24 protein-coding genes and 1 pseudogene are annotated in these 23,660 nt (G+C 48.5%); 3 read left to right on the top strand and 22 right to left on the bottom strand.

The features are described 5' to 3' along the window. Positions 1-241: pseudogene (locus tag ACOJS8_RS03415) on the top strand (arylsulfatase); the annotation flags it as partial. Positions 242-319: 78 nt separating this feature from the next. After that, positions 320-1,687 carry a sulfatase gene (locus tag ACOJS8_RS03410; RefSeq protein ID WP_420147127.1) on the top strand — a complete coding sequence of 456 codons (1,368 nt, stop codon included), beginning with the start codon at positions 320-322 and terminating at the stop codon, positions 1,685-1,687. On the opposite strand, the gene ACOJS8_RS03405 is transcribed toward ACOJS8_RS03410, so the two are convergent. From ACOJS8_RS03405 to ACOJS8_RS03310, 20 genes are all read right to left on the bottom strand, one after another. Then, positions 1,592-1,954, bottom strand: a complete 363-nt coding sequence (locus ACOJS8_RS03405; RefSeq protein ID WP_420147126.1) for a DUF6970 domain-containing protein — start codon at positions 1,952-1,954, stop codon at positions 1,592-1,594. The two genes, ACOJS8_RS03410 and ACOJS8_RS03405, sit on opposite strands and share 96 nt — an antisense overlap. A gap of 78 nt (positions 1,955-2,032) precedes the next feature. Next, positions 2,033-2,425: a hypothetical protein gene (locus ACOJS8_RS03400; protein ID WP_420147125.1), complete on the bottom strand. Its 393-nt coding sequence runs from the start codon at positions 2,423-2,425 to the stop codon at positions 2,033-2,035. 64 nt (positions 2,426-2,489) lie between these two features. Further along, positions 2,490-3,200 carry a 2-phosphosulfolactate phosphatase gene (locus tag ACOJS8_RS03395; RefSeq protein WP_420147124.1) on the bottom strand — a complete coding sequence of 237 codons (711 nt, stop codon included), beginning with the start codon at positions 3,198-3,200 and terminating at the stop codon, positions 2,490-2,492. An 86-nt stretch (positions 3,201-3,286) separates the two neighbouring features. Further along, a complete protein-coding gene (gene gcvT, locus ACOJS8_RS03390) occupies positions 3,287-4,378 on the bottom strand; it encodes a glycine cleavage system aminomethyltransferase GcvT (RefSeq protein ID WP_420147123.1) in 1,092 nt (363 codons plus the stop codon). 69 nt (positions 4,379-4,447) lie between these two features. After that, positions 4,448-5,887 carry a TonB family protein gene (locus ACOJS8_RS03385; protein ID WP_420147122.1) on the bottom strand — a complete coding sequence of 480 codons (1,440 nt, stop codon included), beginning with the start codon at positions 5,885-5,887 and terminating at the stop codon, positions 4,448-4,450. Between the two features lie 10 nt (positions 5,888-5,897). Further along, positions 5,898-7,454 (bottom strand): ABC transporter permease/substrate-binding protein, encoded by a 1,557-nt coding sequence (locus ACOJS8_RS03380; protein WP_420147121.1) that lies wholly within the window; start codon positions 7,452-7,454, stop codon positions 5,898-5,900. Between the two features lie 39 nt (positions 7,455-7,493). Then, positions 7,494-8,225, bottom strand: coding sequence for an ABC transporter ATP-binding protein (locus tag ACOJS8_RS03375; protein WP_420147120.1), 732 nt, complete (start codon positions 8,223-8,225; stop codon positions 7,494-7,496). A gap of 19 nt (positions 8,226-8,244) precedes the next feature. After that, positions 8,245-9,660 (bottom strand): sensor histidine kinase, encoded by a 1,416-nt coding sequence (locus ACOJS8_RS03370; protein WP_420147119.1) that lies wholly within the window; start codon positions 9,658-9,660, stop codon positions 8,245-8,247. An 11-nt stretch (positions 9,661-9,671) separates the two neighbouring features. Then, a complete protein-coding gene (locus ACOJS8_RS03365; RefSeq protein WP_420147118.1) occupies positions 9,672-10,328 on the bottom strand; it encodes a hypothetical protein in 657 nt (218 codons plus the stop codon). A 2-nt stretch (positions 10,329-10,330) separates the two neighbouring features. After that, positions 10,331-11,596, bottom strand: coding sequence for an oxygenase MpaB family protein (locus ACOJS8_RS03360; protein ID WP_420147117.1), 1,266 nt, complete (start codon positions 11,594-11,596; stop codon positions 10,331-10,333). Between the two features lie 192 nt (positions 11,597-11,788). Then, on the bottom strand, positions 11,789-13,720 hold the full coding sequence (locus ACOJS8_RS03355; protein ID WP_420147116.1) for a CocE/NonD family hydrolase: 1,932 nt from the start codon (positions 13,718-13,720) through the stop codon (positions 11,789-11,791). 94 nt (positions 13,721-13,814) lie between these two features. Then, the gene (locus ACOJS8_RS03350) at positions 13,815-15,179 is read right to left on the bottom strand and encodes a lactate utilization protein B (protein ID WP_420147115.1); all 1,365 of its coding nucleotides are present in this window, start codon (positions 15,177-15,179) and stop codon (positions 13,815-13,817) included. 3 nt (positions 15,180-15,182) lie between these two features. Next, the gene (locus tag ACOJS8_RS03345) at positions 15,183-15,341 is read right to left on the bottom strand and encodes a hypothetical protein (RefSeq protein ID WP_420147114.1); all 159 of its coding nucleotides are present in this window, start codon (positions 15,339-15,341) and stop codon (positions 15,183-15,185) included. After that, complete coding sequence (locus ACOJS8_RS03340) at positions 15,325-15,906, bottom strand: zeta toxin family protein (protein ID WP_420147113.1); 582 nt, start codon at positions 15,904-15,906, stop codon at positions 15,325-15,327. Before ACOJS8_RS03340 ends, ACOJS8_RS03345 begins: the two co-directional genes overlap by 17 nt. 2 nt (positions 15,907-15,908) lie before the next feature. Continuing rightward, on the bottom strand, positions 15,909-16,649 hold the full coding sequence (locus tag ACOJS8_RS03335; RefSeq protein ID WP_420147112.1) for a (Fe-S)-binding protein: 741 nt from the start codon (positions 16,647-16,649) through the stop codon (positions 15,909-15,911). A 57-nt stretch (positions 16,650-16,706) separates the two neighbouring features. Continuing rightward, complete coding sequence (locus tag ACOJS8_RS03330; RefSeq protein WP_420147111.1) at positions 16,707-17,033, bottom strand: L-rhamnose mutarotase; 327 nt, start codon at positions 17,031-17,033, stop codon at positions 16,707-16,709. 141 nt (positions 17,034-17,174) lie between these two features. Further along, a complete protein-coding gene (gene fucP / locus ACOJS8_RS03325; RefSeq protein WP_420147110.1) occupies positions 17,175-18,554 on the bottom strand; it encodes an L-fucose:H+ symporter permease in 1,380 nt (459 codons plus the stop codon). Between the two features lie 242 nt (positions 18,555-18,796). After that, a complete protein-coding gene (locus tag ACOJS8_RS03320; RefSeq protein WP_420147109.1) occupies positions 18,797-19,582 on the bottom strand; it encodes an SDR family oxidoreductase in 786 nt (261 codons plus the stop codon). Continuing rightward, entirely contained in the window at positions 19,572-19,706 is a 135-nt protein-coding gene (locus ACOJS8_RS03315; RefSeq protein WP_420147108.1) for a hypothetical protein, read from the bottom strand. Before ACOJS8_RS03315 ends, ACOJS8_RS03320 begins: the two co-directional genes overlap by 11 nt. Positions 19,707-19,758: 52 nt before the next feature. After that, a complete protein-coding gene (locus ACOJS8_RS03310) occupies positions 19,759-20,739 on the bottom strand; it encodes a type I phosphomannose isomerase catalytic subunit (protein ID WP_420147107.1) in 981 nt (326 codons plus the stop codon). A 210-nt stretch (positions 20,740-20,949) separates the two neighbouring features. On the opposite strand from ACOJS8_RS03310, the gene ACOJS8_RS03305 reads away from it, so the two are divergent. After that, the gene (locus ACOJS8_RS03305; protein ID WP_420147106.1) at positions 20,950-21,705 is read left to right on the top strand and encodes an SDR family NAD(P)-dependent oxidoreductase; all 756 of its coding nucleotides are present in this window, start codon (positions 20,950-20,952) and stop codon (positions 21,703-21,705) included. 260 nt (positions 21,706-21,965) lie between these two features. Here the strand turns inward: ACOJS8_RS03305 and ACOJS8_RS03300 are convergent, their stop codons facing one another. Both ACOJS8_RS03300 and ACOJS8_RS03295 read right to left on the bottom strand, forming a co-directional pair. Continuing rightward, the gene (locus ACOJS8_RS03300) at positions 21,966-22,670 is read right to left on the bottom strand and encodes a 3-keto-disaccharide hydrolase (protein ID WP_420147105.1); all 705 of its coding nucleotides are present in this window, start codon (positions 22,668-22,670) and stop codon (positions 21,966-21,968) included. Between the two features lie 38 nt (positions 22,671-22,708). Continuing rightward, the coding region (locus ACOJS8_RS03295; RefSeq protein WP_420147104.1) for a glycoside hydrolase family 9 protein at positions 22,709-23,660 on the bottom strand (952 nt) is incomplete at its 5' end.

Below are 23,660 nucleotides of genomic sequence, written 5' to 3'. Positions count from 1 at the left end.
GTTTTATTGGGAAATCAACGAACGCGAAGGCCCCATTCAGGCGGTTCGGATGGGAAACTGGAAGGGGATTAAATTCTACGAAAAACCATTTGAGCTGTATAATCTACAGGACGATGTGGGCGAGAAGACTAACGTAGCAGATAAGCATCCCGATATAGTATCTAAGATACAGGCCTTTATGCTCGAAACCCGTACCGACCACCCCGAATTTCCGCTAACGAAACGCAAGGCGCTGAATTGAGTAAAGAGGTAAATGTCCCCGAAAGACCTGACAAGCTTTTGGGGACATTTGCCAATAGTCCATTTTAGTAATACCCCTATGATAAAACCCACAATCATTGCCCTTGCGGCCAGTTTTTTTATTGCTTCGGTATCAATTCAACCTCCTGTCGTACCCAGCCAATCGGAGCAAAGGCCTAATATTCTCTGGATTTTATCCGAAGATATTTCGACGGATTTGGCCTGCTACGGGATGCCTGTGGTGCAAACGCCTGTTTTAGATAAACTAGCGGGCGATGGCATTCGCTATATCAATGCGTTTACAACGGCACCCGTTTGTTCGCCCAGTCGGTCGGCCATGATAACGGGGATGTATCAGACTTCTATTGGCGCGCATCACCACCGAAGTCACCGTGGCGATGGCTACAAATTACCGGCAAATGTTAAACCAATTACCGATTATTTACGGGAGGCTGGCTATTTTACGGCGAATGTTAAAACAGCCGCACCGGGCGTAAAAACACCAGCTAAAACCGACTTTAACTTTAACCCAGACCATCCGGTTTTCGACGGAACCGACTGGAGTGAGCGAAAGCCGGGCCAACCGTTTTTTGCCCAACTGACCATCGACGAAACGCATCGCGGCAAAGCGTGGAGTACGTCCGTAAAAGCGCACGAGCCCCACATTGACCCTGCCCGTGTGATAATGCCACCCTTTTACCCCGATCATCCGGTCGCCCGCGCCGACTGGGCTACGTATCTAGAATCCATTCAGTTGATGGACAGCTACGTAGGTAAGATTCTACAGCGCTTGCAGGACGAAGGAATTGCCGAGAATACGCTCATTATTTTTATGGGTGATAACGGCCGATGCCATATTCGCGATAAGCAGTTTTTGTACGATGGTGGTATTCACGTGCCCTTGCTGATACGTTGGCCGGGCCACTTGAAACCTGGTCAGGTAAACACTGATCTGGTGAGTGCCATCGACGTATCGGCTACTATTTTGAACGTAGCGGGTGTTACGTTGCCTTCGTACATGGAAGGGCAACCGTTATTGGGTGCAAACGTAAAGAAGCGTGATTACATCATTGCCGCCCGCGATCGCATGGACGAGACAGTCGATAAGATGCGTTGTGTGCGCGACAAGCAGTACAAATACATCAAAAACTACATGCCGGATCGACCTTATATGCAGTCGAATAAGTATAAGGAAACCGAATATCCGATGTGGAACTTGGTGAAAGAGCTGAATCGCGAAGGGAAACTGACACCCGATCAGGCCAAATTTGCAGCTGCTACAAAACCCGAAGAGGAATTATATGACGTTACAAAAGACCCCTGCGAACTTAAAAATCTCGCTACGTTGCCGTCACACGCAAAAACGCTGACCCGAATGCGCGGCATTCTGGAAAACTGGGTCCGTAAAACAAACGATCAGGGGCAATTTCCAGAGGAAACAAAATGAAAAACCGCCATCGGGCGCGCAGATTATGTTGCACTGCGCATCCATCAACTGGCTCGGTATGTCACAGCAGTGTTGCGGAATGAAATAAACGATCTTGCGATTATACGTATACTGAAATATTTTAGCCGGCGGATTCCATTTACCCTGACTTTTAATATCATCGATTATGGTTTTCAGGCATTCAGGCGTCTCGACGGAAATTTCATCCTTTTTGCATCCGAAAACAATCAAACCAACAAAGACGAAATATTGGATGTACGTTTTCATAGGAAAATAGAAGAGCGTAAACAAGAGACTCTTCTTTTCTAAGACCCTTCTGGGCTTATTTAGATTTGGAGACGCAGATTAATTATCGATTCGGGATAAGTTATATTCTTCCGGACCTTTCGCCGAACTGATATTCGCTGTCAGAATAAATTCCCGTGCCGACTTTTCGGTGACGATGCCATGATCTCCCTGGCTTATCTGAGCCACAAAATAGTATTGTTTTCCAGGCTCAAAATGAAGAAAATACGGCTTGTTGTTGATCACGAAGCCTAAGCTGTCTCTAACCTGAATAATTGCCCACGTACGCCACTTTATACGTAGTGGGGCTGATTCATTAAGCGTCGTCCTGGTTTCAATCGGCGTGCCGGCAATGCCGTTATAAATGTGAATTTTGGCGGGAGGAAGCGACTGCGCTTTGGTCGACAGACTCAGACAATACGTAATGGCTAAAACACCGAATAGTTTTCTCATAGACGTTGATTTTTGTACAACTAAATATACAAAAATCAACATTGTTCCTTGGATTATTTTCCCATTAAACCTCCATACTCACCAACGCATTTCCCCGCAGCACAGGCACTACGTCGTATAGATCATGCTGCAAACAGTACGTAATGTCTTTCTGGATACCCAACCGCTGAAGGCGCCGGATGTGCGAGGCATTGGCCATGTAGGCAACCAGGTTATCTTTACCCTGGGCATAAAGTCTCCAGGACATAATAGCGCTGTCTTCGGCCATTGCATAACTGTCTTTCAGCCGATCTACCAAAGCGCCTGCGAACAGCGTATCCTCCAGATTTACACGGCCTTTCCAGCCAGCACAAAGTACCATTACATCGTACCCTTCCGTTTTTAGGTAGCGAACAATCGCATCCAGATTTAAAAAGGACCCTACCAGCACTTTTACCGCCGATCTGGATTTTGTAATGGCAAACGTACCGTTGGTGGTTGTCATGGCTACGTTTTCGCCCCGAATGCGCTCATCCATATAGGTAAACGGCGAATTATCCAGTTCAAAACCTTCAACTTTCTTCGCATTACGTTCGGCAGCAGCCAGATAACCACGTTCCTGCAATTGTCGGCACTCATCAATTGTGGCAACGGGAATAATACTTTTGACACCATACGCAAAGGCTGTTACCATGCACGACGTAGCACGGAACACATCGGCCACAACAACAATGGTATTCTCAACGGTGTGCAGGTGTAATAAATCGGGGGTAAGACAAACGTCTATTTGTTTCATTTTAGCTAGATGTGGTGTCGGTTTCTCAAAACCGACACCTTATTAATAATGTATCAGTTTTGAGAAACCGACACCACAAACATGCCTTATTTTTTAACGAAAGGAAGCTTAACAACCTGAGCCTTCAGAAGCCGGTCGCGGACTTTGACAAAGATTTCGGAGCCAGGTTTGCTATAGGCTGTTTTTACGTAACCCAACCCAACGCCCTTGCCCAGTGTTGGCGATTGTGTGCCCGACGTTACTTCACCAATCGGGTTGCCATCGGCGTCAGTGAGTTCATAATGTCCGCGTGGAACACCCCGGTCCAGTAGCTCGAAACCGACTAATTTACGCGGAACACCCTGTTCTTTTTGTGCTTTTAGCACGTCAGCATCAACAAAGTCGTGGGTAAATTTAGTCACCCAGCCGAGTCCTGCTTCAATTGGCGAGGTTTCGTCGGTAATATCGTTGCCGTAAAGGTTGTACCCCATTTCCAGACGTAACGTATCACGCGCGCCCAGCCCAATCGGTTTAAGGCCGTAAGCCTCACCTGCTTCCGTAATGGCTTCCCAAACGCTTTCGGCCTGATCGTTCGATACGTAGATTTCGAAGCCACCGGCTCCTGTATAGCCCGTTGCCGACACAATTACGTTGGCGCATCCGGCAAAGTCGGTTTTTTCAAAAGTGTAGTACTCCATAGCATCCAGATCGGCCTTCGTGAGCGGCTGTAAGGCTTTAGCAGCCAGCGGCCCCTGAACGGCAAACAGACACGTACCGTCGGAGATGTTGGTCATTGTTACGTCATAATCCGGCGCGTACTGGCTGATCCAGTTCCAGTCTTTTTCGATATTCGACGCATTCACCACAAGCATATACTCGACATCGCTGATTCGATAAACCAGCAGATCATCGACAATGCCGCCTTTTCCGTTGGGCAGGTAACTGTACTGCACTTTGCCATCGTAAAGAAGACTGGCGTCGTTGGCCGATACACGCTGAATCAGCCCCAGCGCCCCATCTCCTTTAAGAATGAACTCGCCCATGTGCGAGACATCAAAAATACCAACGCCATTGCGAACGGTATGGTGTTCGTCGAGATCGGACGTGTAACGGACGGGCATTTCAAAACCCGCAAACGGCACAATTTTCGCGCCTAACTGCTGATGAATGTGATGGAGAGGAACTTGCTTAAGCGACATGTACGCAGAGGTTATCCGGCAAAGTTACGAACGTAACGACGGCTTTCAATCGACTACGCCCGAACAGCATCAATTCAGAGTAAAATTGATCGGCAGGTTGTATTTTACCCGCACTTTTTCGCCCCGTTGAATACCGGGTTTCCAACGGCCGCTCATGGCTTTCACGACCCGTACAGCTTCTTCATCTACCGATTTATTTATACTCTTGATTACTTCATAATCGCAAAGGGTGCCATCAGTGCAAACGACAAAACTGACAAATACCCGACCCTGTACGCCCGCTCGCTGGGCCTCTACCGGATAGCGAAGATTCTGCGCCAGAAACTGTCCCAATCCATTCATGCCCCCTGCAAACTCAGGCTGAGTGCGTAAATTATTGTACCGGATCGTGTCGCCACCCGCTTTCACCGCCTTGCCACCTGTACAGATACCCTTGTCGTATGTTTCCTCATAGAAGTAGGAACCATCCGCGTAGCGGCCCGTCCAGACGCCCTGCTGAAAGCCATCGACGTAGCGACCCTGCTCGACGAATTGCGTTTTTTTCGCCGTATCAGCTTTCGACTCAGTCGTTGTTTCATAAACCGCCAGCCCATTGCCATCTTTGACAAGTTGATTACCCCGGCGATCCCAGACGCCCGCTACCTGCTCCGGTTGGTTGGGTGTATCCGGATTAAATTTAGGAACGGTACGTACTTGTCGAATCTGCCCATGAGGATACCAGCTCATGTAAGCCGTCCCCGCATCTGAGGCTTCCTTTTTTTCAGCAATGGCGCCATTTTCATTATACGTTAACTCGGCACCTACAGGTTTTCCATCGCGGTACGTGGTCTGCCCAATAATTGTACCCGCTTCGTTCAGCTTAAAAAAAGGACCTTCCCAATCCTGTTTATAGTTCTGATTGGCAACGATGTAGGTTTTTGATACGTTATTCTTCTGCTTAATTAGTCTTAGCCGGAATGATTCTTTCCAGCCCTTTCCCTTCGTTTCATAAACCACTACATCGCCCGCAGGAATACCATTTTCGTCTATTGGCGCCACTTGTTTATACTTCGCCTGCGTGCTGTCAGGGGTTACTTTACTATCCGCTCCGAAGTACGTAATTCGCGAACCGTTCACGTACGTAAAAGGCGGATTAGCCGGAAACGGAATAGACATTGTGACTCGCTGCCGAACAACCTGGCCGCCTTTTCTGGCTGGCTTCCAGGCATTGAACAGACTGAAAACCCGTAAGGCTTCCGCATCACAATCGGGGCGAAACTTTTGCAACACTTTTACGGTGGAAATGCGCCCGTCTGGCTCTACAATACCTTCCAGCGCTACCCGCCCGCCATTGCCCGCAGCCTGCGCCGAAATCGGCTTACGTAGCGTCGCTTGAATAAACGTATTGAAAAATACCACTCCCCCATTTGGTTCAGCGGCACTATCTACTTCAAACGGTTGATACGTCGTTTCCTGCGCAAATACCGACGCGCTTAAAAGAACAAAAAGATACAAAAAGTGATTTTTCATAGACGTTTTATCATTTTTCCAAATATCGCACCAAATTTTCAATTGAACCAATACGTAGCTGCCGTGCTTGTTCCCGGCGCATCATCAGGCAGTAACTATTGTTGAAGCCTAGCGGCTTCAGCCAGTTAAGGCCGTACTTACGCGCAAATTGCTGCTGAACAAACCTGTATACCGAATCGGGGTGGGTAGGTAACTTTCTGAGCACGTCGCCAGAGGGCTGTAAAATCACCAGTAAACCGGTTCCGGTGTATTCAGGGTAAAAATCGATAGAGCCGTTGCGTAGTGCGTCGAAGCAAATCTGCGTACCCCCCAAACCCGTTTTCGTTACGACGCGTAACGACGTTTTCCCTTCAATAAGCTGACGGTAAATTTCGGCCAGAATATACTGTTCCGTGAACACTTTTGAGCCCATCACAATGGTCTGCGACCGGTCACCTGCTTTAGGTGTTTCGTAAAGACCCATTTGTTTCAAAAAATCTGTAGCAATACGTTCGGGTGATTGGTGCAGATAATCCGCCCGATAATTCAGTTCTGTCATGACCGAATCGGTGAGTTTACCGGCTAACGAATCAAACGTAGCGCCAAGCTCAGGATAGCGTTTGAGGGTTGACTGACGTATCACCGGAGCCGCATCGTATGGCGGAAATGCATGGCGGTTATCAGTCAGTACCAGCAAATCGAATGCCTTGATACGTCCGTCCGTCGAATAGCCGCTGATAATATCAACCTGCTTCCGGTAAATGGCCTCGTACATCAGGTTCTGATCAATCAGGCGCGGAAGTAGCGAAAGCCCGTACGTTTTCTGCAAACCCGGATACCCGTCGGAGCGACCGTAAAATTCGTGGGCGAAACCAGCAATTAGCTTATCCTGGCGGCCCGGCACTAGATAGAACGCCGATAAAAAAGGTACGAGGACCACAAAAACCAGCGCCCCGATACGTAGTTTTTTACCGGATAATCGCTGTAATTGAGCTAAACCAAAATCGAAACCTACTGCTAAAAGAGCCGCCGGAATTGCACCCGCCAGCATCATATTGACATTACTGAGCGCAATACCGCTAAAAATAAATTCACCTAATCCACCGGCTGCTACGTAAGCAGCCAGCGTAGCAACGCCTACATTAATGACCGTAGCGGTACGAACACCCGCAAAAATAACCGGCAGGGCCAGCGGCAATTCCACTTTGGCGAGTATCTGCGAGTCAGTCATACCGACGCCCCGTGCTGCCTCTTTGACCGAAGCACTCACTTCTGTAATGCCTACGTACGTATTGCGGATGATGGGCAGCAGTGCATACAGAAAAAGCGCTACCAGAGCCGGTCCAACACCGATGCCTAGCAGGGGAATCAGAAAACCTAATAGGGCTACACTCGGCACCGTTTGTAATATCCCGGCTACGCCCAGAACGCTACTGGCCAATTTTGTCTGACGCGTAATCAGAATACCGAGTGGTACGCCGATGAGCAACGCCAGCAGGAGCGACACGAAGGTTAGCCCAACATGGGTTAATGTCTGCTCCAGTAATTTATCAGCATGGTCGCGGATGAAGGTAAAAAAATCGATCATTACGCTTATGGAACGCAGGTCTGCACTAAAAAACGCTTGTTACTGTTTTCGTTTGGGTTGCTCATCCAGGAAGTCACGAACGAAATCGCTGGCTGGCTGATTCAGTAGTTCATGGGGCGGACCAATCTGCACAATGCGGCCTTTGTCCATGAGCGCAATCCGGTCAGCTAGTTCCAGGGCTTCGTTTACGTCGTGCGTAACCAAAACAACGGTCGTTTCTTTCAGCTCATTCAACTCAAACAATTCGCGCCTTACGTGACGGCGTGTGAACGGATCGAGGGCCCCAAAAGGCTCATCCATCAGCACTACCGGCGGTTTAGCCGCCAACGCCCGCGCCAGTCCAACACGCTGACGTTGTCCGCCACTTAGTTCGGAGGGGTAGCGTGCCAGCATCGCTTCAGGCAATCGGAGCCTGGCAATTAGCTCATGAGTACGTTCCTGAATAACGCTTTCTTCCCAGTTCAGCAGCCTGGGAACGGTGGCAATGGCTTCGGCAATGGTGTAGTGCGGAAATAACCCACCATCCTGAATGACATAGCCAATCCGTCGACGTAGCGCTGGAGCATCCTGCTGACGCACATCGACTCCATTAACGCTGATGAAGCCACTACTCGGTTCAATCAGGCGATTGATCATCTTGAGCGTAGTGGTTTTGCCGCATCCGCTCGTTCCCAGCAGAACCAATGTTTCGCCCTGGCTAACCTCCAGCGTTACGTTGTCTACAGCGGTATGGGTGGCGAACTTTTTAGTGAGTTGATGAACCTTAATCATTTTATTTCTTAACCCTGGACTAGATCGCTGTTAAGGGCAAGCTTATGACAAACTCCGAACCTTCACCTTCTTTACTCATCAACTCCAGCATTCCGCCGTGACCTTTCGTTATGATCTCATAGCTCAGCGACAAGCCCAATCCGGTTCCTTCTCCCGTAGGTTTTGTGGTAAAGAAAGGCTGAAAAATTTTCTGCTGAATATCTCCCGGTATACCAGTGCCATTGTCTTTTACCCGTATCTCTACCACTGACGGCCTGTTCATCTGTAACCCTGTGCTCACCCATACCTGCGGATGATAGGCTCTACCAGTAAGCGAATCGGAAGCCAGTTTACGCTGATTGACCGCATAAAACGCGTTATGAAACAGATTTAGCAATACCCTGCCTACATCCTGCGGCACAATGGTAACCAGTGGCAATTTCGCGTCGAAAGTAGTGGTCAGGATGGCGTTGAACGTATTATCTTTCGCTCGCTGGCCATGATAAGCCAAGCGTAAATATTCGTCGGTGAGCGCATTGAGATCTGTCGGTAGGCGCTCACCTGTACTGGTTCGGGAGTGTTCAAGCATTCCATGAACAATGTTGCTGGCCCGATGCCCATGATGAGAAATCTTTCGTAAATTATGTTCCAAGTTTTTAAGTATTCCCTCCTCAAGATCCAGATCTCGTTGATCTCCCTGCTGCCGTTCATCGGTGAGTTCACTAAATAATTCAATACTGATATCGGAGAAATTGTTGACGAAATTCAGCGGATTCTGAATTTCGTGAGCAATTCCAGCGGTCAGTTCCCCTAAACTGGCCATTTTTTCTTTTTGTATGAGCTGCTCCTGTGTGGTCAGCAATTCATCATTTTTCTGAATAAGCGCGTTGATAGCCCGGCTTTTTTCCTGGTCGAAAACAAGCGTTATAAGGTAAACAACAACAATTAAGCCGAGCGCTGATCCGAGTATGAACACCCCTTTTTTACCAGGGTCATACCGAATAGGCAGAGGGCCAACCGCTTGCTCGTAGATAAAAAAGAACACAGGAATACACAAAGCTACCACCAGCCACAACGTAGCGTTCCGCTTGCCCGTCAACAGCATGGCTACAGTAGGCAGCAGGAACGTAGCGGATGTAGACGGGCACTCTAAACCTCCTCCCCACCAGGATTGTAAAAAGAACGTAACAGCATGGCAGCCCATACTCAGGTTTGTACAAAAGAGAATCGACAGACCATTTCTAAAGAAAAATACGATCAATAGATTAAACAGACCGGCACTGAACAGCAAATAGCTGGCTTCCGTAAAACCGATAGAAATGCTGTTAACCACTGAGAAACACTCAGCCATTGCCGAGTAAAGCAGGGTAAATACCAGCAAACGGGCCGCTCGCTGGTCGTCTATGTGCTCCTGGAACTTTGAGGGAATAAAGTAATCAGCGATTCTAGATAGCATAGTTGCGCATGTTATATGAGTTTGCCATGTCGTCGCCAAAGAACATAGATATACGTACTATCCATTACTAAGCAGGAGAGACCCAAAAACTGAACCCATTGATTGTCAGGAAAGAAATAAAAAAGCGATACCGTAATGAGCCCTGTACCAAGCGTCCGGCTCCACGCCAGCAGCACCGAAAAATTCGCAGTATCTCTCGTTTGAAGCAGTTGAAAAAGACACTGCAACGACAAAATAATATTGATAATATAGCCCGAATTGGCTCCATTCAACGTATCATAACCCTCGTTGCGATACAGGTAGCAAAACATGATCCAGAAGCCAAAATTGACCAGACAGAATAGCCTGAAATATTTTTTCATCTCAGGATGAATAGGCTGCTTGGTACCGTAACGGAGCGTCGAGTAGAAAATGTAGCAATCCAGAAAGAAGGCGGCCTGGTAGCTTAACGCGTACAGCAATCCCGTATCAGGGTGATAAATGAAACTCCAGACAAACTCCCACCCGATGTTGGCTCCCGCTACGTAAGCAGGCATTTCAACAAACTTTTTCTTTCGGATTTCCAGCACCAGCACTACGTAGGCAACAACCCAGAACAAACAGCCGACCCCGTTAAAAATCAGACCTGGAACGGTATAATCCGTCGTATCAATAAGCGGCTGATTCATGACTATGAACGTTCAGGCTGAGCGAACCCCCAACTTTTGGTAAGCGATTCGGGTAGGTAAAAATCGAGCCGCCCGTTGGGGTCCATGTACTTAATCTGGGCCTCAAGCAACAGTCGGCTAACACCCTGAATAAGCATGGCCAGTAGCAGCGTATGGTCCAGCACCTCACCGACTTCGGCCACAAGACGAACCCGGCCGGCCAGTTTATCAATATCGGGTTGGCTGGCGGGTGGAACACCGAGTAAATCAGCCAGTTCGTTACCCATCGTGAAGCGCATCATCTCAACATTTGTCTGCGGATCGATAAACGAAGGCGAAAGCGTCTGAATAAATCCTAAAAGAGCCGCCATCAGTACATTACCCTGCTCACTGGGAGCGGCCTGATGCTTCAATATGGCATGTCCAAGTGCTAGTCCATCGGCTGCATTATTCGGAAGTAAATCTTCATCCACGCCCATCAGATAGCCAATTATCCGCCAACAGTGCATGTAGGCTTCTTTTTCTGCATCGTTCAGTTGTACATTGATCAGTTCAAGACCTTCCAGAATCAGCGCCGAAAAAGCCATCAACGTGCCGGCCATATCTTCCTGATTGATCGGCTCATCGTACTGGGTAGCGTCCCAGTTGTGTTGCCGCAGGTAATAGCGAATAACCGCATGAATCAGCCGGACTTTCTGAGCGGCCCGTATACCACGGCCTCTGGGCGATAACCCACCCGGCAACATGGTATACATAACAAACTCGGCAGTTTCGGCAATGCGTCGCGAGAAAGCATTGTATGAACCATTATGTTCATTCAGCCGTCCTGTCATATAGAGGACCATTGCGCCTTTCGCGCAGGCGTAACACTCGGGCAGCGACTTGAACGAAAGCAACACACCAATCAACACTCCGTGACGAATGTACATCTGCTGGCCCAGGGCCATTAGATCTTTATCGGCCCAAGGGGGCAAATCGGCCGTCTTTTCAAAATAATCCCGTACTTCAGGAGGCAAATCAGGGGGCAACGTACCGTCGTCCTGGACAATAATGCTGAACAAACGATTGATTTCACCTTGTTGATGCCGCTCCATAATCTGGTCTACCACATTGTCGGCTAACGGATCGGTACGCTGGCGTTTGCTCTCCAGAAACTCCGTTGTCCATTGATGACCGGGTTGCTGCTCAATCGGAATGGCGTGCTCCTTTGCCTTGCGTCGAATGCTGTAGTACCAAATGGCGTAAACGACAAAGACGATAAGGAGAAGAATCAGTAAAATTTTTATCATGGAGGAAGGTTATTGACATGTATGTCAGTAATATATATCGCTAAAGCCACAAAATGGGCCATTTATCATCAACAGAATAATTTTATTTTTCTGATGCATACTATAGACGCTGCCCACGGTTAAAAAAAATCGGGTGCCAACGTAGCGAAACCGGCGTCTTGCTACGTTGGCACCCGTACGCTTCAGCTGCCTTCATTTTAGCACCTGCACCTCAATAACGGAGTTGTCGTAAACACGATGGGTTGCTTTTTGGAAATCTTTTTCGTCGGCTTTGAAGATGTTATCCACATATTTCTGTGGATTTCTGTCGATAAGTGGAAACCACGTGCTTTGCACCTGAATCATCATCCGGTGCCCTTTTTTGAACGTGTGCAGTACGTCCTGCAAGCGGAACGTAACGTCGGTCACTTCGCCGGATTTGAATGGCTCGGGTTTTTCGAACGAGTTGCGGAACCGCCCGCGCATAGCCTCCGAACGTACCATTTGCTGATAATTGCCGAGCGTAATGTTTTTGTTTGGCATATACGCGTGATTCGGCTCATCGGGTGGATATACGTCAATTAGCTTTACAACCCAGTCGGCATCTGTACCGGTCGTGCTTACTTTTAATTTGGCCATGATTTCGCCCCCCAGCGTTACGTCTTCGGCCAGTACATCGGTCTGAAAGGTCAGTACGTCGGGGCGCTTGCTGGCAAACCGCTGATCTTCCGACATATAATTGAACGGTGTGAATCCCTGCAACGTAGTATTATCTTCGGTATACGGAACGGGCTTCATCGGATCGCTGATAAATTCGGAAAATGAATTGCCGCCCGCTTCTGCCGAACCCATTATTTTGTTCGTGGCCAGTTGGCCATCCGTAGTCAGGTAATACTGGATTTTCTGCGCATTCTCGGCGGGCCATTTGTCAAATGTTTTCCATTCATTACGTCCTGTATTGAATAGATAGGCCTCAGGCAGCCCCGTTTTGCCATCGCCCGGCCCTTTCAGAAAATGATCGAAGAATTTGGCTTCAATATTCCGTTGGTAGAACGTAGCAATGCTGTCACCAAAATAAATATTGCTGTGCAGGGTATGTCCCGTTTCGCGCGACCAACGCCCATGCCCGAATGGGCCCATCACGAGCGTATTATACGTGCCGGGATTATTCTTCTCAACAGTTTTGTAGATGTTCAGTGGACCGTACAAGTCTTCGGCATCGAACCACCCACCCACCGTCATCATGGCATGTTTTATGTTTTTGAGGTGCGGAAGAATGCTACGTTTCTGCCAGAATTCATCGTAGTTTGGATGATTAACAGTTTCCTGCCAATAGAAATTATCCTTGTAGTATTTGTCGGCATTTTTCAATGGGCCTAAATCATACTGCCATTGAAATCCGTCGTTCGTGCCGGTCTTAATCATCTGATTTGCGTACCATGGCTTATCTGTCGGGCCGGAGTGCTGAACGCCGAATACTGGAAATGTGAAAATATACGCTTGAATAAACGCACCATTGTGGTGAAAATCATCAAAGAAAAAATCCGACACCGGGGCTTGTGGCGATGACGCTTTTAAAGCAGGATGAGCGGCCACAGCACCCGCAATGGTATAAAAACCGGGATAGCTAATGCCCCACTGCCCTACCCGACCGTTGTTGTTGGGTACATTTTTGAGCAGCCATTCGATGGTGTCATACGTATCCGAACTTTCATCAACAAGCACCGGACCAGTTGATTTGGCCACTTTCTTTTTTCCTTTTGCTGCGGGTGCTGGTTGCTGATCGGTTACGGTCGGCGTCATGTTGGTCCAGGTGCCTTCCGACATCCAGCGTCCGCGTACATCCTGATACACAAAAATGAATTTCTCGCGCATGAGCGTTCCCGACGGACCAAGCTGTGTTGCATACGTATCAGCACCATAGGGTGCTACGCTATAACATGTCCGCTGCATTAAAAACGGGTATTTCTTTGTGGCAGAAGCATCTTTGGGGATGTAAACGGCCGTATGGAGTTTTGTACCATCGCGCATCGGAATTTTGTATTCGAACTTCTGGTAATTGTCTTTGACAAAAGTACCAGATGAGGTGAGTTGCGCCTTCGCCGACGCAACTACGAACAGCAAAGCCAGTAGATGAAGCTTCATAAAAAGATTGATGGATGATAATCAAATATACAGGTTTGCTTAATAGCATCCCGTAACAAAAATGCCCGATTCAATCGGGCATTTTTGTTAAAATCTATTTAGCGTTCTGAGCGTACCATTCCCGGAAACTTTGTTTGGGTGGGTCAGGCAGCTCGCGGGCGATGGCCCAGGGATTGATGGTCCCATTGTGCGAAAGCGAATACGGCGTTGATGCCAGTACGCGCCGGGCTGCTTTACCCAGTCGTGCGTAAAGTTTTGGTCGGGAAAGCACCTTGGCTAATCCTTTCATTCCGATTCGCTTACCAACGGGCGTTGCTTTCTGCTCGTTAATGATCTGCCGCCATTTGTAAAGTTGCACGTGAATGTCAATTTTGACAGGGCAAACATCTGAACACGAACCACATAACGTACTGGCAAACGGCAATGTACTGTGCTTTTTCAGATCAACATTGGGCGAGAGGATTGATCCAATAGGCCCTGGAACCGTATAATCATAACTATGGCCCCCACTCCGTCGATAAACGGGGCAAGTATTCATGCAGGCTCCGCAACGAATGCATTTCAGCGATGCCCGAAAATCAGGTCGTCCAAGCTGCTCTATACGACCGTTATCGACAATCACGATGTGCAATTCCTGACCGGGCCGAGGTTTATGAAAGTGGCTCGTGTAGGCTGTCATAAGCTGACCCGTTGCCGAGCGCGTCAGCAGGCGTGTAAACACGCCGAGATGCTCAAGTTTAGGTATGATTTTCTCAATACCCATGCTGGCAATATGCACCGGTGCCAACGTAACGCCCAGATCAGCATTTCCTTCATTGGTACAGACAACAAACCCGCCCGTTTCGGCAATGGCGAAGTTTACACCCGACAAAGCAGCATCGGCGGCTACAAAATGCTTTCGAAGGTGCTGGCGGGCCGTTTCGGCCAGAAACTGTGGATCGCTGGCTCCAGCGGGCGTATCGAGGTGCTTGTGGAAAATATCGCCAACGTCCTCTTTCTTGAGGTGAATGGCAGGCATTACGATGTGGCTCGGCGGTTCATCAATCAACTGAATGATACGTTCCCCCAGGTCCGTGTCTACCACCTCAACGCCGTTCCTGATCAGATATGGATTCAGATGACACTCTTCGGTAAGCATAGACTTACTTTTGACCAACCGGGAAGAGCCGTGTTTACGAAGAATTTTCAGGACAATCTCGTTATGTTCCTGCGCATTAGCCGCCCAGTGCACCTGTACGCCATTCGCCTGAGCGTTACGTTCAAATTCCTCTAAATACGTATCCAGATTGCTGAGTGCGTGGTTCTTTATCTGCGAAGCCAACTCGCGGAGTTGCTCCCACTCGGGCAGCGAATAGGCCATTCGGTCTCGCTTTTGCCGTACGAACCAGAGCGCCTGGTCGTGCCAGGTGGTACGTTCAAAATCGGCGGTGAAGCGGTCGGCAGCTTGTGCGTGTGTCATAATCTATAGGTCGCGAGCTTTAACACGCACCGGTTTGCCGTTACGTTCTATTACCAGCGTATCATCCTCTCGTTTTGCTTTTTCAACTAACCGCTTGTGTGCCAACCGGAAACCGGCCATCACTTTTTCGGAAATATCTTCCTGTTTACTTACCGTTTTCATATTGATTCGATAAAGAGTTCCACAAAATTGGATCTGATACTACGTCATCCATCAACAAACCTCCACTGGCTATTTTAACCGGCTCCTCACCACTGTTGTTGATGAACAAAAATGAATCGACAATGGGTAAATAAAGGCCGAACAAATTGCTCAATGCACGCTCATAACGACGATAAATAACATCTGTAGGAATATTATGTCCTCCCATAGACACCCGTTTTGCAACTCGCTCAACGGCCATTTCTGCAGAAGATAAATATATAAAAAACAGCGTTACCGAATAGCCCCCTTTTTGCGCCCGGCGGATCATTTGGACATACGAGCGTGTAGAGAGTGTCGTTTCAAAAGCAAAGTCTACTTGCTTACTCATTAAAAAATCAATGCGTTGCAGCATAATTCGCCCAGCCTCAAAAGCTACTGAGTCCGGCTGAAACGGGGATAACCCCCTGGCAATCTCATCGGCGTTGACAAACTCCCATATGTTTAGTATTTCAGGCAGTAGGGTATAAGCGGCAGTCGTTTTCCCAGCACCATTCGGGCCAGCCATAATATACAAGTTTGGCATAGTTACGTAACGCTTCCGGTCAGGATTTCCGATACGTGCATCACGCGAATGGGAAGTTTTTTACGACGGACGATTCCTTCCAGATGCATCAAACACGATACGTCGCCCCCTGTAATAACCTGAGCGCCGTTCTTGACATGATCCTGTACACGATCCTGCCCCATTCGGGCTGACACGGCGGCTTCCGATACGCAGAAGGCCCCGCCAAATCCGCAACATTCGTCGTACCGATCCAACTCAATCAACTCCAGGCCACGTACCTGCTTCAGCAACTTACTGACTTTTCCTTCACGGTTCGGCGACATTTCAGAGTCAGGTGCCAGACGTAAACCACGCTGTCCGTGACAACTCTGATGCAGGCCGACACGATATGGAAATTCAGCTTCTATCTCTGTTACACCCAAGACATCGGTCAGAAACTGAATGAGTTCGTAGGTACGCTCCCGCACGTGCTTAACCGCCGGAGTCTGATCAATAATGTTAAAATGTTTGCGTACGTGATACACACAACTTCCGGAAGGTGCTACGATGTAATCATAATCGGCAAACACCCGCACGTAGTTGTGATAGACTGGAATGGAATCGGTTTCGCAGCCCGCATTAGCCATCGGCTGGCCGCAACAGGTTTGCTGCATGGGAAACGTAGCCTGAACGCCAACTTTCTCCAGCAGTTTCATCGTCGCAATACCGACCTGCGGATAAAACTGATCAACGTAACAGGGAATAAATAAGGCAACGTTCATGATTATAGAGCGAAAAACCGGGTCGCCGGTACGGTGAACGAGTGAATTACTGCTCGTTTACATCTGAAAAATATTCTTCATAAGTACCCATTTCTCTCCGGGCTTTGCCATCGGGAGCGATTGCTGATACGTCCACATCAGATTTTCCCACTCCTGAACTTTTGGGTTAGCGGCATCGGCAGCCGCTTTCGCGTCAAAAGAAAACGTATCATCGGTCTCCATAATCATAAATAAACGATTTCCGACGCGATAAATTTCCATTTCTGTAATACCTGACTCGCGAATACTCGCTTCAATTTCGGGTCGGATTCGTTTGTGGTATTCTTCGTATTCGGCAATCCGGGCTGGGTCGTCTTTTAAATCGAGTGCAAGGCAGTAACGCATAATCCAGTAAACACAGGCAAATTAGGTGATGATTTTATAACAACTTTCCTTCTCCTACCCTATTAAACGTCTAAATCTCCAGAAGTGGACTTAGCCTGCTCATGAACAGAGTCCGCTTCTGAAGATTCAGGGGGTTTTCAATCAAATAACCGGCGCGTGTTCTACGTCGCGGAGCCTGGTCTTGTAACCCTGCATGGCATAGAACACGATAAACGCAAAGCAAAGCAAGGGAACCAATAACGCATAAACCGGACCTTTAGCAAACAGAGCCCCGGCCACCAGGGGCATCAGAGCGCCCCCAACAATGCTCATAATGATCAGCGACGACGCGATTTTCGACTCGGCACCCAGCCCTTTTGTGGCAAGCGCGAAAATGGTTGGGAATTGAATCGACTGAAAAAAGTACGTGAAACTCAGGGCAATAACCGCGGTTATTCCGCCGAAAACCATGGCTAAAATGACCATCAGCACCGCCCCGGCCGCGTAAACGGTAAGCACTACGTTCGGGCGGATGCGCGTCATCAGCGACGTACCGACAAACCGGCCCAGCATAAACAACACGAGGGCAAACGAAGCATGAAAACCAGCAATCTGCGTTAGCGACAAATCGCTGGAGCCACCCGTCAGGGAGTTAATCAGATTCATATACCATTCGGCCAATACCCAGTGGGTTTCGCGGGCAAAATCGAGCTTGAGGTCTACGAAATACCCCCACAAGGTAGCCTGTGCCCCCACGTTCAGAAATTGTGCGATGATGCCCAGTGTCAGGTGGCGATGACGGAAAATACGCCCAATTGATACGTTACCAGCGTTCTGTTCTTCTTCAGACCCCACTTCGGGCATTCGGGTGATGAGAAATAACAGAAAAACAACAGCAATAACCGACCCGATTACCAGATATGGGCTCTGCACCGAAAGAGCCTCCTGCACCCGTATCGCTTCGGCCTGTAGCGGAGCCATCGTTTTCAGCATTTCGGGCGTGTATTCATCTTTTGAGAAAATAAACAGCGCACCGATAACAGGTCCCAGAATGGCACTAATTCCATTGAACGACTGCGAAAAATTGAGCCTCCATTCCGCCTTTTCCGGATCGCCAAGAACCGTTACGTAGAGGTTAGCCGCCGTTTCCAGAAAAGCAATGCCACAAGCCATGGTAAACAGAGCCAGTAAAAAGAAACCATAGACCCGCACTTCGGCAGCCGGATAAAACAGAAAGGCGCCCCCCCCATACAGAAATAATCCCAGCAGAATACCTCGTTTGTAGCCAAACTTCCGCATAACATAACCGGCCGGCAAAGCCATAAAGAAGTAACCGAGGTAGAACGCAAAGTCCACGATACCAGCCTGAAAGCGGTTCAGATCCAGTGCAATCTGAAATTGCTTAATGAGCGATCCGTTCAGGCTATTGGCCAGTCCCCACAAGAAAAACAAACTGGTGACGAGCGCAAAAGCAAGACCATAATTTCCAGTCTCCTGGCCGGGTTTAAGTTTAACAGAATCAGAAGCAGGTCCAAGAGCCATTTTTAATTTATAATTGAGGATTTACGGCAAACAACCGGAACGCAGATTTTTATCTCCTAAAGAATTTTTACCCCTCAAGCCCTGCAACCCCTAAATCCCCTGAAGGGGACTTATTCCGCAAATGAGCCAAGTCCCCTTCAGGGGATTTAGGGGTTACAGGACTTGAGGGGCTAAAGCCGACAAGAAAAGGACAATCCTAAACAGCTTGATCCTGAAATCTATTTCCATCTCATTCACATCGTTCATTCTGTAATGGCCCGGTCAAGATGTGTATAACCGCCGTCGACGTGGATAAGCTGGCCGGTTGTGTGGCTCGATTTATCCGACAAAAGAAAGGCTACCATATTCGCCAGTTCTTCGGTAGTGGTCATACGATTGCCGAGCGGAATTTTTGAAACAATTTGTTTTAGTTTCTCTTCCGGATTGGGTAAGGTTTTGATCCAGTTTTCGTAGAGAGGGGTCCAGCTTTCGGCCACAACCACACAGTTGACCCGAATGTCGTAGGGTAGTAATTCAACGGCCCACTCGCGGGTGAGTGCACTACGTCCGCCGTTGGCAGCCGCATAGGCCGACGTATTTCCCTGGCCGGTTTCCGCCACTTTCGAGCCAATATTGACAATAGCCCCTTTCGATTCTTTCAATGCGGGCAGAGCGTAGTGCGCCATCAGGTAATAATGCACCAGGTTCTTGTGCAGCGAAGCGATAAAGCCTTCGTATGAGCCATTTTCCAGACCAACACCATCGTTCACACCTGCATTGTTAACCAACCCATCAATACGTCCAAACTGCGCCAGTGTTTGTTCTACGGCTTGTTTGCAGGGATCAGGCTGTGATAATTCGGCCACAAACTGATACGCCTGTCCACCCTTCGTCCGAATGGCTTCAACCGTTTTGTTGTTGTCAGCTTCGTTCCGACCAATAATGACCGGAATAGCGCCTTCGGCCGCCAGTACGGTCGAAATTCCTTCACCAATACCTTTAGCCCCACCGGTAACAAGAATGACTTTATTCGTCAGATTAAGATTCATGCGTTGTTTTATTTACTGATGACGTAGCATCACGAAGTACGCCCGAAACACTACGTCGATTAAAATAGGAAAAACGAAACGAGAAAGGCAAACTAACGCCTTTTCTCCTTTCGTCTTCTTTCATTCGCTATCAAATGTACTATAGAATGTTAGCAAGCTGAGCTTCCGCCCGAACGTTACGGTACATAGGTTTCCAATACGGTCATGTCGCCGTCAGGAACGAGCGTTACGTTGTTAATGGATGCGGGAATCAAAACGCATTGCCCCATTTTGAGCGGTACGCTATAACCACCTTCGGTATTGACCGTTAAGGCGCCCGCTACGCAGATCAGCACGACAAACGAATCGATGTGGGTGTAGTCATGCTCGACTTCCTGATTGAAATTCAATACGTTGGTTACGAAATAATCACTTGTTACGGCATTAACGCTTTCGTTCAGCTTTTTCTCGTACTGCGTTTTATACTGATCGTAGTAGTGATAATCGATGGCGTCAACGGCCAGTTCCGTATGGAGTTCGCGCTTTTCGCCAGTGGTCGCGTCGACGCGGTCGAAATCATAAATCCGATACGTAGTGTCGGATGTCTGCTGAATTTCGGCCAGTAATAATCCCTTTCCGATATAATGAACCCGACCGGCGGGAAGAAAAAATACATCGCCTGCCTGAGCAGGTTCAATATTCAGGATATCCTGAATGGTATTGTCGGCAACGGCTTGTACGTATTCCTCTTTTGTTACCTCCCGATTGAAACCGGAATTTAGTTTGGCACCTTCATCGGCCTGGATAATGTACCACATTTCCGTTTTTCCAAAGCCACTCCCACGTTCTTTGGCCAGTTCGTCGTTCGGGTGTACCTGAATGGAAAGGTCGTCGTTGGCATCGATGAATTTGATCAGCAGTGGAAAGCGGTTGCCGTATTTGTCGTAGACATGCTTACCGACCAGCTCATCTTTATACTGCTCAACGAGTTCGTGCAATGATTTCCCCTGTAAGCTTCCCTCTTTTACAATCGATACGTTGCCTTCAACATCAGATACTTCCCAAGTTTCACCACAATTGGGGAGCGGTGCGAAATCTTTATCCAGGATGGTTTTAATCTTCTGGCCGCCCCAGATTTTATCTTTATAAATGGTCTCAAACGTAAGCGGATACAACATCTTTTATGAATAATTAGCTAATAAATAATGGCTGATCAGGACTATTAAATTAACTGCAAGGTAAGCCATTTGTTGACCTGCTCACAATCAGGCCATCAGAACAATCCATTTTCTGGTAAGCTCCTCTGATCCTTATCAATCAAATTATTAACCTAACTCATGGTTAACTAGTTGTCTTTAAGCCTTTTTTAACAAAAAATAGAGACGATCATGGATAATAACTTAACGGGAAGAACAGCGTTGGTAACGGGTGCTGCTTCCGGAATTGGGAAAGCGATCGCCCTGCTTTACGTCCGGCACGGTGCCAACGTAATAGTATCAGACGTTGATGAAGCGCAGGGGCAGCAGGTGGTGGAAGAAATCAGGGCAGCGGGAGCCAACGCCCAATTTGTTAAAGCCGATGTCGGTGATCCTGCTCAATGCCAGCAGCTGGTTCGCGAGACCGTATCCGCGTTTGGTCAGTTAGATATAGCCTGCAACAATGCTGGTATCGGTGGCGAACTAAACACAACGGCAGATTATTCGCTGGAAGGCTGGCAAAAGATTATTAACATCAACCTGAACAGTGTATTCTATTGCCTGAAGTATGAACTGGAGGCTATGATGAAGCAAAATACAGGCGGATCGATTATTAACATGGCGTCGATTTTGGGGCAGGCTGGTACGGCCAATTCACCGGGATACGTCGCAGCCAAACACGGTGTTGTGGGTCTGACGAAAACGGCCGCTATAGAATATGCGACTAAAGGCATACGTATCAACTCCGTTGGTCCAGCTTATATTGATACGCCATTACTAAGCGCATTGCCCGACGAAGCGAGAAAGATGCTCATCGATTTACACCCTATCGGGCGGCTGGGCAGGCCCGAAGAAGTGGCCGAACTGGTTGTCTGGCTCTCCTCCGAAAAAGCTTCGTTCGTAACGGGGGCGTATTATCCTGTCGATGGTGGTTACCTGGCACGCTAAGCACTACGTTCTTGTTTATACCCCCAGCGGCCGGGAAAACACAATGTAGCATAATTTAAAGCGTTGTGTTCTCCCGGCCGCTGGGGTTCAATCAGTATTATTTAACGACTACGCAATCGTCTGGCAAACGCTGCTCCTCCAGATAGGTCCGGTTGTTAAGCGTTGTTGCGCGATCTGCTGTACATAAAAAAGCTCGGGCGCGGCCTTAGGAATTTTCAGGTTCCCAAAGAGGCTACGCTTCGTCATGTATAGCCATAAGCCTACTTTTTAGCTATGGGCTTTACAGCAACTTCTTTAAAATAAACAACATCATGATCGCCGTGATTCTGTAAACCAATATAGCCCGAATCAGGCCGCAGACCCCGGTACGGTTCAAAATCGAATTTACGCGCTGGAACGGGACTGCCTTCCCGGTAATCTGTCACTTTTACGCCATTCACATAAACAATGGTACGTGGTCCATCCAGGGTAATTTCCAGCGTATTCCACTGAGGGCCCGGTTTTCCAGGTTTTGCCAGCGGTTTGGTCAGCGAGTACAACGTACCGGTATAATGGTATTCATCTTCATCAGACGTTTCCGGGTGATTGTCGATCTGCACTTCGTACCCATAATGAACGGGCATCCACTCTTCGCGCGGCTCAATCGGAATCCGGATAAACACACCCGCGTTGCTATTCTCTTTGTGCATCCTGTAAACCACGCGAATTGTGCAGTTGCCAAATTTTTCCTTTGTCCAATAGAGCAGCCCAAGGCCGCCCTGACCGCGGATCAGTCCCTTATCAACGACCATTTTGCCCTTTCCTACGTGCTTCCAGCCGTTAAGATCCTTTCCGTTGAAAAGTTGCCGCCAACCCTGCTCAGCCTTAGGGCTGTTCTGCTGAGCGATAAGTGGGGCCCTACCATAGCCAGTCAACAGGAGAATCCATATTCCAGTCAACCACACGATTCTTCGGTTCTGATTCATCTGATAATTTTAAGATAGGGTTAAGTGACGTAACAGCTTCACTTTTTTGAATAGCCCGCTTCCCGTTGTAACGCTTCAACGGCTGCAGCCAGATAAACCATCGGTGCGTTCCAGTTTATAGCGATTTCGTTCGATGCATATGAACAGGACTGATCCAGATACACTTCGTCGGCAACGGTGGTCGTATAACCGGGACACTTATCCTGACGAGCCGCGTTGGCATTTGTACCACCCGACAACAAACCTGGAACGGGCTCTGTAATTCCATCCGCAACTGACGGGCGATGGTGCGGATTCATCGTCGATTTATGGCCAAAACCGGTTAAAAACGAATAACCAACCGCGTTACGCCCCAACAAATAGTCAAGGTTGGTGAGCGCGTAGTTCAGGTATTTCTTATCACTGGTTATCCGATACGCCTGAATGAGCGCAATTCCCTGATTTGCGGCTTCGGCACTGCTGCCCCAAATAAAATCCTTGGCCGATTTGCCCATAACCGTCCCAAACGCCTGCTGATCAGCGCCTTCAAGCAACGTAGCAGCCAGATCAACGACGTGTTTTTTAGACTGGGTCAATACGTCCTGCTTCCGTAACGACTTGTCTTTGGCAAAACGAGCCAGCGTATAATAACCCAATGTCCGAACCTGGGGCCATGAAGGCAGTGGTGTTTTATCGTCCGGAAACATACTAACGGCATTGGCATAGATATCGTCCTTCGTCGTTACATATAACTCGGCGGCTGCCCAAATCCATTCGTCGCTGGCGTTTCTATCTTCATAGCCGCCCGTCGTTACGTCTGGGTCAAATCGCTGGTTCATTTCGTTCTGGCGATAATGCGCATCCGGGTTTTTCTGCGCCCATTTCCAGGCGTTTACAGCCGCCGAACGACACGAATCGGCCAAGCCCGGCAGTTCGCGGCTGAACGGCTTGAACACACGAGCCGCCTGCGCCATTACGGCGGCAAAGTCGAGAGCGGCCGTAATGCTTTTC

The sequence above is a fragment of the Spirosoma sp. genome (assembly GCF_048594605.1).
GTDB lineage: Bacteria > Bacteroidota > Bacteroidia > Cytophagales > Spirosomataceae > Spirosoma.
This window is presented reverse-complemented; position numbering and strand designations above follow the sequence as displayed.